General features: G+C 36.1%; 10 protein-coding genes. 3 read left to right on the top strand and 7 right to left on the bottom strand.

What is annotated here, in order from left to right:
• Positions 1 to 14 precede the first annotated feature (14 nt).
• On the top strand, positions 15 to 350 hold the full coding sequence (locus ACTNDN_RS14685) for an ArsR/SmtB family transcription factor (protein WP_031535787.1): 336 nt from the start codon (positions 15 to 17) through the stop codon (positions 348 to 350).
• Between the two features lie 78 nt (positions 351 to 428).
• Here ACTNDN_RS14685 and ACTNDN_RS14680 read toward each other — a convergent pair whose 3' ends face one another.
• Together ACTNDN_RS14680 and ACTNDN_RS14675 are read right to left on the bottom strand one after the other, a co-directional pair.
• On the bottom strand, positions 429 to 851 hold the full coding sequence (locus ACTNDN_RS14680; protein ID WP_235252330.1) for a NusG domain II-containing protein: 423 nt from the start codon (positions 849 to 851) through the stop codon (positions 429 to 431).
• 159 nt (positions 852 to 1,010) lie between these two features.
• A complete protein-coding gene (locus tag ACTNDN_RS14675) occupies positions 1,011 to 2,153 on the bottom strand; it encodes a zinc-dependent alcohol dehydrogenase (RefSeq protein ID WP_441131356.1) in 1,143 nt (380 codons plus the stop codon).
• A gap of 203 nt (positions 2,154 to 2,356) precedes the next feature.
• Between ACTNDN_RS14675 and ACTNDN_RS14670 the strand changes: the two genes are divergently transcribed.
• Positions 2,357 to 4,579: a choice-of-anchor I family protein gene (locus ACTNDN_RS14670; protein ID WP_441131355.1), complete on the top strand. Its 2,223-nt coding sequence runs from the start codon at positions 2,357 to 2,359 to the stop codon at positions 4,577 to 4,579.
• 131 nt (positions 4,580 to 4,710) lie between these two features.
• Here the strand turns inward: ACTNDN_RS14670 and ACTNDN_RS14665 are convergent, their stop codons facing one another.
• Both ACTNDN_RS14665 and ACTNDN_RS14660 read right to left on the bottom strand, forming a co-directional pair.
• Positions 4,711 to 6,369 carry an ABC1 kinase family protein gene (locus tag ACTNDN_RS14665; protein WP_441131354.1) on the bottom strand — a complete coding sequence of 553 codons (1,659 nt, stop codon included), beginning with the start codon at positions 6,367 to 6,369 and terminating at the stop codon, positions 4,711 to 4,713.
• A gap of 13 nt (positions 6,370 to 6,382) precedes the next feature.
• Complete coding sequence (locus ACTNDN_RS14660) at positions 6,383 to 6,682, bottom strand: phasin family protein (RefSeq protein WP_441131353.1); 300 nt, start codon at positions 6,680 to 6,682, stop codon at positions 6,383 to 6,385.
• 607 nt (positions 6,683 to 7,289) lie between these two features.
• Here ACTNDN_RS14660 and ACTNDN_RS14655 point away from each other — a divergent pair.
• A complete protein-coding gene (locus tag ACTNDN_RS14655; protein WP_031535801.1) occupies positions 7,290 to 7,778 on the top strand; it encodes a DedA family protein in 489 nt (162 codons plus the stop codon).
• Positions 7,779 to 7,916: 138 nt separating this feature from the next.
• On the opposite strand, the gene cysK is transcribed toward ACTNDN_RS14655, so the two are convergent.
• The 3 genes from cysK to ACTNDN_RS14640 form a co-directional block, all read right to left on the bottom strand.
• Positions 7,917 to 8,837, bottom strand: a complete 921-nt coding sequence (cysK, locus tag ACTNDN_RS14650; RefSeq protein WP_031535803.1) for a cysteine synthase A — start codon at positions 8,835 to 8,837, stop codon at positions 7,917 to 7,919.
• Between the two features lie 13 nt (positions 8,838 to 8,850).
• The gene (locus tag ACTNDN_RS14645; RefSeq protein ID WP_048717342.1) at positions 8,851 to 9,474 is read right to left on the bottom strand and encodes a lysozyme family protein; all 624 of its coding nucleotides are present in this window, start codon (positions 9,472 to 9,474) and stop codon (positions 8,851 to 8,853) included.
• A gap of 235 nt (positions 9,475 to 9,709) precedes the next feature.
• Positions 9,710 to 10,957: an MFS transporter gene (locus tag ACTNDN_RS14640; RefSeq protein ID WP_031535807.1), complete on the bottom strand. Its 1,248-nt coding sequence runs from the start codon at positions 10,955 to 10,957 to the stop codon at positions 9,710 to 9,712.
• Between the last annotated feature and the right edge of the window lie 440 nt (positions 10,958 to 11,397).

Below are 11,397 nucleotides of genomic sequence, written 5' to 3'. Positions count from 1 at the left end.
AGGGAGGAAGGCATTTGAATCTAGATATTCAACAATTTAAAGCAGATTTTTTTAAAGCACTAGCCCATCCTTTACGAATCAAAATATTAGAAATTTTGGCACAAGGCGATAAAAGTGTGAATGAAATTCTCGAGCTTTTAGAGCTGGAAGGTTCAGCTGTGTCACAGCAATTAAGTATCCTCCGTACTAAAAATATTGTTATTGGGAACAAAGAAGGAAACCGAGTCATTTATTCTCTAAGAGACCCAGCAATCATTGAACTTCTATCTGTTGCAAAAAAAATCTTTAACAATCATTTAATTGATACGATTACTATTTTAGATAAGGTAAAGGAAATGGAAAAAGGATAAAGAGCATGGAAATTATTTATTTCAAATAATTTCCATGCTCTTTTAGTGAAAACAATACGATTGAAAATATGTTAAAAATCAATGAGATAAGATGAGTCCATCCTCTTCCATCTCTTCTGGTTTTTCTGCGACAATTTCTATTAACACTTTATGTGGCAAGCAAATAATGGTTTGGCCAGGTATGCCTTTCCACCCCATCTTTACTCCAATCTGGTCTGGACTATTATCTTCTTTAATTCTAATTTGCTCGTTTTCCACTTCAATTAGATTATATTGTTTGCCTTTTCCTTTAATCATGAATTGCTCATTTTCCGTATGTCCAGTTAAGTCTACTTCACGAATGACTTTGCCGTCCTGTGTAATAATGGCGATGACTTTATTTCCTTCCTCTTCCTTACTTTGATTCATCGCAAATACGGCCATTGGGACAAATGAAATGACTAGGAGGATAACGACCAATATAATATCAAAGGGTTTTATCATCTTAGAGTATTTTCTCATCGAAAACTTCCCTCTCTATCAGCTAATATACATGTATATTATAAAGGTTTTTATAGTAGAAACATATGGATAGAGACAAATCGTCGATAAATTGCCATATATTTAGCTGCAGACTAAACATGTGAAAACCACCGAACTCGTTCGATGGCTTTTTCAAAATTAAGGTTTAAGGATAACCTTAATCACTTCATCCTCATGATCATTAAACATCTGGTAGGCATTACTTGCATCATCTAAAGAAATGCGATGTGTAATGATTTCCGTTGGATCGATTTTCCCATTCGTAATCCAATCAAATAACATTGGCATATAATGAATAACTGGCGCTTGTCCAGTTTTAACTGTAATGTTGCGCTCAAAAATAGTTCCTAATGGAAACATATTATATTTCGAGCCATAAACTCCAGTTAATTGCATCGTCCCGAATTTGCGCACTGCATTCATACCAATTTCAATAGCGCTGAGTGTTCCTCCTTGAAGCTTTAATTTTTGCCCGATTGCTTCCATTGGCGTTTTCTTTCCGTCCATCCCTACACAATCTATTACTACATCTGCACCTCCAGAAGACAATTCCTTGATATAGTTACCTGTATCCTCATGATTATCGAAATTAACAATTTCTACTTGATTCATTTTTTTGGCATGGTTTAGACGGTAAGGAATATTATCAACGGCAATAACTCGCTTTGCCCCTTTCATCCAAGCAAATTTTTGGGTCATTAACCCCACAGGACCACAGCCCAATACAACAACTGTATCGCCATCCTTTACCCCCGCATTTTCAACACTCCAATAAGCAGTTGGAAGCACATCAGACATAAATAGCAGGGCTTCATCCTCTAATTCACAGGACTCTGGGATAACAAAGGGCACAAAATTTCCATATGGGACACGTAATAATTCAGCTTGTCCTCCTTGATAATCACCATATCGCTCTGTGAAACCAAAATAGGCTCCTGTATCGGCAATATCCTTATTAGGATTTGCATTATCACACTGGCTTTCCATATCATGTTCACAATAATAACAATGTCCACAAGCAATATTAAATGGGAGCACTACCCGATCTCCTTTTTTAACTCTTGTTACTTCTGGACCTACCTCTTCTACAATCCCCATTGGCTCATGTCCGATTACATAGTCTTTTTCAGTTGGTAAAGCTCCTTTATATATATGTAAATCTGAACCACAAATAGCTGTTGAGGTAATTCGCACAACAATATCGTCTTTCTTTTGGAGCTTTGCATCTTCCACTTGTTTAACTTGAACATCCTTTGTTCCTTGAAAAGTGACAGCTTTCATTTGCACACTCCTCCTGTTTTTTTTATTGTTTACCTATACCAATCTGAACGCACACAGCAAACATCCAAATATTTCCGGATAATCCTTATTATCTTTACCTATTCTAAACAATAAAATTACAATTCTGACATCACCATCCAAAAATTACCCTTTACTATACAAAGTATGTACTACAAATATCTACAATTTATGAGGAGGAGAAAATGAAGAATACATTCACAAAAATGATTAGTGCTTTATCAGTTACATGCTTACTTGGTTTATCTAACTATATCGCCGCCCCATCTTCTGTAAGTGCTGCAACCTTTTCAGATTCAATCAATGTTAGTAAAATTGCCTCTTACAGTACTGGATTATCAGATAAAGATGGTGGTGTAGCGGAAATTGTAAAGTACAACCCAGATATTCATAAATTCTATGTTATTAATGGAAAGCAACAAACAATTGATATAGTAGATTTATCATCTTTAGAATCCAATACACTTCAACATTTGTCCAAAGAGAAATCTATTAATATAGCAGAACTACTTAACAGTGATAGCTTTCAATATGGGGATTTAACTAGCATTGACATTAATACGGAGAAACAAATTGTCGCAGCAGCAGTTCAAGATGAAAATTATTCCAAAAATGGACGTATCGTTATCATGGATTATGAGGGGAATATCCTACATACATTTGAAGCTGGTATTCAGCCTGATAATGTCGTTATATCAAAAGACGGCAAGTATATTCTATCTGCAAATGAAGGAGAACCAAGATTAGGCTTAGAAAATGGTGTTGATCCAGAAGGCTCTGTTACAATTATTAACTATGAAAAGAAACAAGCAAATACCATTCTATTTGATGATACTACAGTAATAGATTCGGATGTACATATCCGGAACAATGGTACTCTAGCTGATGCAGTTCGAGATTTAGAGCCTGAATATATCGGACTTTCTACGGATGGCAAAACAGCATTCATATCTCTCCAAGAAAATAATGCCATTGCAAGAATTAATGTAGAAACAGGCAAAGTTCTTTCTGTAAAGTCATTAGGATTCAAAGATCATTCATTACCGGAAAATGGTTTGGATGCAGCAAGAAACGATAAAATTGAAATCGAATCCTTACCAATATTAGGCGTGTATATGCCAGATTCGATTGAGGTAGTTGAAAAGGATGGCACTACTTATTTATTGACAGCAAATGAAGGCGATGCAACAGAATGGGAAGAATTTGTTAACATAGAAGATTTCAAAAAGGTCAAAGATTCAATCCAACTAGATTCTTCTCTATTTAAAGGATTTACTAAAGAAGAGGCAGAAGCAGCATTTGAACAGATGAAAAACTCTGGTGATTATGACAAATTAGAAGTACTGACAGACCGCGGAAACGATGCAATCTATACTCTAGGTGGACGTTCTTTCTCGATTTGGAATGCTGACACAATGGAACTAGTATTTGATAGTGGAAGTGAATTCGAAAAGATTACAGCAGAGCGATATCCAGACTATTTCAACTGGTCAAACGATGATGATGTATTTGAAAAAAGAAGTGCCAAAAAAGGCCCTGAACCAGAAGATGTAAAAGTAGGAACGATTGGCAACGATCTTTATGCATTTATTGGCTTAGAACGTATTAGTGGTGTCATGACGTACAATATTACAAATCCATCAAATGCAACATTCACTAATTATATTAATACAAGAGATTTTTCAAATGCTATCAGTAGTGACGTTGGTCCAGAAGGCCTTGCCTTTATTCCGGTAGAAGACAGTCCCACTAAGAAACCACTGGTATTAGTTGGGAATGAAGTGAGTGGTACGGTTGCTGTTAATGAATACCAAGTTGATCCTTTGTTTCCAATCGAGTCGATTGAACTGAATCAAACAACTATCAGCATAGAAGTTGGACAGACCTTCCAGTTAGAAGCATCCATTCTCCCAGAGAATACTACGGATAGTATAGAACTAATTTGGACTAGCTCTAATACAGATGTCGCTACCGTAAATGAAGAAGGATTAGTAACTGGAATTGCGGAAGGATCAGCTTCTATACTAGTAGAAACAAAAGATACCAAAAATCGAATCGAAGCAAGTATTACTGTAAAAGAGAAACAAGTAGCTGAAGATGAAACACCAGTAGATACACCTGACGAGAATGATATGGAAGAAGTGCCAGCTGAGTCAATAGATGAAGATGAGGGAAATTCGGAAGTCGGACCAGGTAAGAATAATGAAAATGTTGCAGACGATGCCATAAATTCCCTTGAAGATTCCCAAGGGAATGACGCTACAGATGATTCTTTAGAGGTTCCAGCAACAGGAAACCAACTACCTGATACAGCAACAACTAATTATTCCTTCTTACTGTTTGGATCCTTATTATTAATACTTGGTGGAGGTAGTTATCTTCTTATTTATCGCCATGAAAAAGGATAACTATTAAGAAAAACGTATGGCATCCGTTTAGGTAGAGAAATACTTCCTTTCATCCATAAAAAAAGTGTCAAAAACTCTTTAAAGAGTCTTTGGCACTTTTTAATTTAGTATAAATGGGAAGGTTCTCATAGCTAAAACCTGCCAGAACGAAAAATCGAATAAATAAGCCAGGCAACCATTAGCATCGCAATCGAAAAGCCGATTTCAATAATCGGAAATTTCCAGAGAATTGTTTGTACCCCACTAAGAGCAACACCAATAATTAAACCAACCATAACAATACTTAGAGCAAGTAAAACAATACTAAAAGCTATCTGGTTGCTAAATCGATCCATCTTTTTTATTAATAATTCCAATTGTGGTGATGTAAATTCTACTTCTACTTTTCCTTTTCGTAGAAATCCCATAAACTGTTTAGCAGTTAACGGAATATCTTTAAGAGAAGCAAAATATTCTGGAATTTCTTCCGCAATGCTTTTAATTATTTTCCAAGGCTTAAGTTTATCTAAGAAAAGCTTCTTACCAAAAGGTTCAGCCACATCAAATACGCTAAAAGTAGGATCTAGTGCAACGACTACTCCCTCCATTGTCATCAATGACTTACCTAAAAGTGTTAACTCCGATGGGATTCGGATATTGTGACGGAATGCAATGAAAAATAAATCATTAATTGCTTCCCCAACGCTTACATCTTGCAAGGGAATATCATAATATTTATCGCGCATTTCCTCTACATCTGCCGTTAATTTTTTTATATCCACATTCTCAGGAATCATTCCTAATTCAGAAATAGCGCGGATGATTCCTTTCGTGCTTTTATTGCGAAGAGCGACCACAAAAGAGGCAAAATTCTTTTTCGTATAAGATGAAAGTTGTCCTACCATTCCAAAATCTAATAAAACGATTCTCCCATCCTGGAGTGCAAGAACATTTCCAGGATGAGGATCTGCATGGAAATGACCGACTTCTAAAATCTGGTAGAATATCGTGTATGCCAACCTTTCAGCAAGTAATTCACGATTGATTCCTGCTTCATCTAAGCGATTGTAATCAGATAACTTTATTCCCTCTATATAATCCATCGTCAATACTTTCTTTGTGGAATAATCCCAATAGACAGAGGGAATAACAACATAGCCCAACGATTTATTCTGCTCGAAAAAACGATCCATATTTCGTGCTTCTATACTATAATTAAGTTCAATAAGCAGCCCTTTTGCTAGTTCATCGACTATTTCACGAAGGCCATATTGCTTCGCCCATGCCCATGTATTTTCAGCTATTCGAGCTAAATCAGCAATAATTTCTAAATCTGTTTCGATGATTGCCTGAATATTAGGACGTTGTATCTTTACAGCAACATTTGTCCCATCCTTAAGGATAGCTTTATGCACTTGACCAATGGACGCTGCGGCTAGAGGATCCTCAGAAAAATGCTTGAACAGGTGATCTACAGAATCACCTAATTCTTCTTCCAAAATCTGTACTGCCTCTCCATATGTAAACGGAGGTACTTGATCTTGCAAATCCTTTAGCTCATTAATGATTTCTGGAGGAATTAAGTCAGGACGTGTGCTGGCAATTTGTCCAAGCTTAATAAATGTTGTTCCAAGTTCTTCTAGAACTAAGCGGATACGACGTCCCGTACTTTTAGGAGGATGTTCTTTATGAAAAAAAAACTTCTCCTCCAGTCCCATTTTATTAGAAAAGAAGCCTATTCCGTTTCGAGCGAGAATAGACGTGATTTTCCGATATCTTTTCATCTGTCTAATACGTTTACTTACACCCATTTACAAACCCACTTTATTCGTCGAGATTTTTTCTTTCTAATGCCTCTATTCTTTTTTCTAATTTCTTCACATCTTCTAAAGTGGCTAACTTCATTTCTGCATATGCAGCATTAACCTTTTCTTTTGCAACTGTTTCCAGCTGGCCTTTCATTTCCTCTCCCTTTTGAATCAAGTGATTGATTAAATCCTTTGACTCATTTTTGCTTACTTCTCCTTTTTTCACTAACTCTTCTACTGTTTTCTCTACTTGTTCTTTACCAGCAATCGCTAAACCTAAACCTAAGGAAAGTGCTTTTTCAATTGTTGTTCTCATCTTTCAAAAAACCTCCTTATTTTCTTTTCTAGAATCTTTCATTTTCCCTCAGACAATTTTCTATTTGTGATTAAAGTAATCCAAATAACGTGTAAAGTCAAATCATACGGGAGTAATTTCAACGATAGTGCCAACATATTTATGATATGCTCATTAAAGTAAATAATGGTTACTTTTTCAAATATGTGAAGGTGTAATTTTGAAAAGAAAAGGCTGTTTTCTAAAGAATTGTTGTTTTTTCAATAGGAAAAAAGAATTAATAGGAAACAATTAGCAGCCGGAATACAGAAGACTCCTGTGGGATTAGCGAGACAGTCTGAGACCCCGGAGGCGAAGCTGAGGAGGCTTAAGCTTAGCCCCACGGAAAGCGAAGTGTATTCCGGCTGCGGGTAATCGCAACAAACTTTACGAAAACAGCCAAAGAAAAAGAAGATTGTATGTAGAACCGAATGTCTCTATTCTGAAATAACGTCTTAGCTCCAAACCTTTCCAACATTTTTCAAGTAAAAGCCCTCCCAATTTTATTCTTTTCCCTGTATGATAAGAAAGGCGTACTCTTGAGGCTTTGCCTGAGTGAATGTTTACAGAAAAAGAACGGAGTAAATAAATGAGTGCATCTATACCTTTCATTTCCCACTATGGGTACATTGCCATATTCGCTCTTTTTGCATTAAGTGGTCTTGGTATTCCTATACCAGATGAAGCATTATTAACCTTTGTAGGTTATCTTACTTCTATTTCCGTGATGAATTTTCTTCTTGCAGATATTATTTGCTTTATTGGTGCTCTAAGCGCCATGATTATTAATTACACTTTAGGAAGAAAAATAGGCAAACCATTCCTGCTTACACACGGAAAATGGATAAAGCTTACTCCTGCAAAATTAGAAAGAGTGGAAAAATGGTTTGATAAATATGGTCCATGGACAATTATCATTGCTAATTTCATACCCGGCGTTAGAAGATTGACCTCCTACTTTTCAGGTGTATCTGGCATGAATCTATCAAAATATATCCTTTTTGCCTCTATCGGTTCCTTCCTTTGGTGCCTGCTTTTTACTATTATTGGCTACTATATTGGAGTGCTTCCGTTTTAAACGGGAGCTTATTCTTTTAGGACTTAGTAGATGGATAATTCAACGATTCATACATATTCAGCCTAACTCCAATATCACAAATTCCCTTTTTCTAAAAATAAAAGGTAGCCCAACAAGGACTACCCACTTAAATATCGCTTAAACAAACAAATCTGATGATAAATAACGTTCCCCCGTATCTGGTGCTATGCAAAGCACTTTAGCTGTCGGAGGAAGTTCTTTTGCGATTTGCACAGCAAAATGCGCACTTGAAGCACCTGATGCACCTACAAAAATGCCTTCTTCTGCTGCAAGTCGTCTTGCCATTACTTCCGCATCGGGATCTTTAATTAGTAATATTTCATCAAAAATATCACGATTTAGAATCTTAGGAATGAATCCAGGGCCCGTTCCTGGAATTTTATGAGGACCTGGTTTTCCACCTGATAAAACTGGAGAACCGAATGGCTCTACTACATATATTTTTATACCAGGAATCATTTTCTTTAATTCTTCGCCGACTCCTGTAACCGTTCCACCTGTGCCAGCAGTCAATACCAGTGCATCTAACTTTCCATCAAAAGCTTCATTAATTTCCACAGCTGTCGTTCCACGATGGGCATCAGCATTGGCCGGATTTTCAAATTGCATTGGAATGAAGCTATCAGCAATATCACTTGCTAAACGATTCGCTTCATCAATCGCTCCTTGCATGCGTCTGCTTCCCGGTGTTAAATGAACCTCTGCCCCATATGCTTTTAAAATCTGCACTCGCTCTTTTGTTGCATTATCTGGCATCGTAATAATGCAACGGTATCCTTTCACTGCAGCTACCATTGCTATTCCTATCCCTGTGTTTCCTGATGTTGGTTCAATAATGGTACTTTTACCTGGAATAAGCTTGCCTTCTTTTTCTGCATTTTCAATCATATTTAAAGCGGCACGGTCTTTCACACTGCCACCAGGATTAAAAGATTCTAGCTTTATATACACTTCCGCCCCAATTTTTTCAGGGATTTTATTTAATTGAACAATTGGGGTATTGCCTATTAATTCAAGTACCGATTTGTAAAGCTTCATTTCTATATTCCTCCTATAATTCTCGAGCATATTCTTCAATCATACTGCTCATTTCTTCTACCCTAGCTGTGACTTTTTCTGCATAAGTAAAGTCCCCATAGCAATATGGGTATCTAAAATTGAACTTGTCGTTATTACATGTATAAAGTGTTGGTGATCGTTCCACCATATATTCCGAATAGTTTTTTGCCGATTCCTCACTATGTTCGACTAGATTGTTACTGACAATAAAGTCAATATAACCTGGTCCCATATTATAGCTCTGGATAATTGCCTCAAGATCGACCCCTTGTTTCTCGCCATACTTGTACATTTCAGCAAAATGAAAAACTCCTTGTTTTATACTTTCTGAAGGGTCTTCAATTGCATTTCTTTTCAGGCCTGCTGATTCAGAGGATTGCATCGGATCATTTCCTTTTCCATGACTTTCTTGATCCATTATTGCAAGTAATATTGGTGCTAGCTCCTCTGCATTTAACTCATTTGATTCTAGCTCATTTGAAATATCCGGTAAGTACTTCAATAATCTTTGTTCATTATTTTGTTTAATCGTACTACTAGTAAATAAATAGCCAAAATATATAACCATTATTAAAATAATAATGGTGTTCGTTGCTGATTTTCTTTTTTTCTTCATTCCTATCCCTCGTTGACGCTTAAAAATCAATTAAACGTTTCCTGATTTTTTACCGTTCCCTATACATTTATTCATTATACAAGAAACAATAGTGAATTTCATTCCTTGTGAAAAAGAACTTTTTCAAAATTGCTTTATATTGGGTTATACAAAAGCAAAAAAGACTTAGCTAATGCAACAAGCGCTAGCTAAGTCTAAATCATTTTTCGTGGATTCAAATTTTATTTTATTCCCATTAATTCTGAAGCGATTCCGGAAGAGCAGACCTTCCTGCCTCCATAAGTACTTTGTCTCTTCCTAAGAAAATGGACAAGATAATGATAAACACTCCCGTTCCTATTAATAACCATTCGATTTCCATGAAATCAGCAATTGGACCGAATATTAGCATTCCAATGGGCATCATAGAAGTAGAAATCATTCCCATTACACCGAAGACTCTTCCTAAAAATCCTTCTTCTATTTTTTCCTGCAATAAAACAGTGGTTGGCGTATTAAAGATTGGCATAGCCAAACCAAATATGGCCATGAAAACTAAATAGATCCAAAACATAGGAATAATCCCAAGTGCAAACGTACAAACTCCCATCATGCAGCTTGCAAGTGTCATTGTTTTTATTTTATTTTCAAAGCCGCCCCATGATGCAATGACGCCTCCCCCTATCATCATTCCAATGGAAAAGGCAATTTCTATTGCAGTTAATCGCCAGACATCCTCTCCAAAACTACGAGTAACCTGCAAAGGAGTCAAGAATGCTGCCGGCGCCATAAGCACGAAAAAAATCGCAAAAAAGAAAAAGAATTTTTTCAAAAAAGCATGATTATTTACATACTTCAGTCCTTCTTTAAAATCACTAAAATAACTAGTCGATTGGGTTTCCGTTGCCCTTTTATGTGCTGGAATCTTTAAAAAGGCAAGCAAGGTAATGATCGCAAGCACTGCTGTAACAACATCAATGAAAAAGATTGTTTCAATAGATGCAAATGTTAATAATGCAGCACTTACCATCGGTGAAATGAACATAATAATAGCTTGAATGCTCCCATTAACACCATTTACCTTTGTCAGCTTATCTTTTGGAACAATTTGGGGCAATATTGCCCCAACAGATGGTGTTTGAATCCCTGTTCCAAATGCTCGAACTGCTGCCATCACAAAGAGCAGCCAAATTGGATCATATCCTATTAAAAAGAGAATGGCCAACACCAACGTAGCAAAAGCAATAAGCCCATCTGATAACATAATTAGCCGTTTCCGGTTATAGCGATCTGCCCATACACCAGCTATTGGCGATAAAATAAAGGTTGGAAGAAACCCACATAAAATATAGATTGTCATCATTAAACCAGATTCTGTTGTTAGCGTTATATACCACATTATCGCATATTGGACGAGTGACGATCCAAACAAAGATATCGTCTGGCTACTAAGAAATAACACGATATTCCGATACCAATTTTCTTTATGATTAACTGTACTCATTCATAAACCTCACATTCATTTTGATTAGTTAGAATAAGTCTACCTATCTTTACTAAGGCGCAGAGAAAAGAGCGAAGATATGGTATTCTTCCCTCTTATTATTAACCATATATTCAGGTTTCCAATAAATAGACAGACCAATCCCATTTCTTCTTATAAGAAGAACATCCACGTATTTAATTAACGTTGAAAATTGGGAATCTTAATCTCATTGATGCTGTCAAAAGGAAAACCTCCGTTCATTACAAAATTCCATTTAATCTTAGCATACACTCAATATTGGATACAATCGTATAGAAGAGGTATTTTTCATTTATTATTCAAAATTTTTGTAAAACAAGTATGTATATGAGTTAATTTCATAATTCGAGCTTTTAAAGAAACACAGACTTACAGAATTTTATCTCCTATAAAATTTTTAAGCTGCTTGTTGCTTACTT

The organism is Niallia sp. HCP3S3_B10 (assembly GCF_052064465.1).
In the GTDB taxonomy this organism is placed as follows: domain Bacteria; phylum Bacillota; class Bacilli; order Bacillales; family Cytobacillaceae; genus Niallia; species Niallia hominis.
This window is presented reverse-complemented; position numbering and strand designations above follow the sequence as displayed.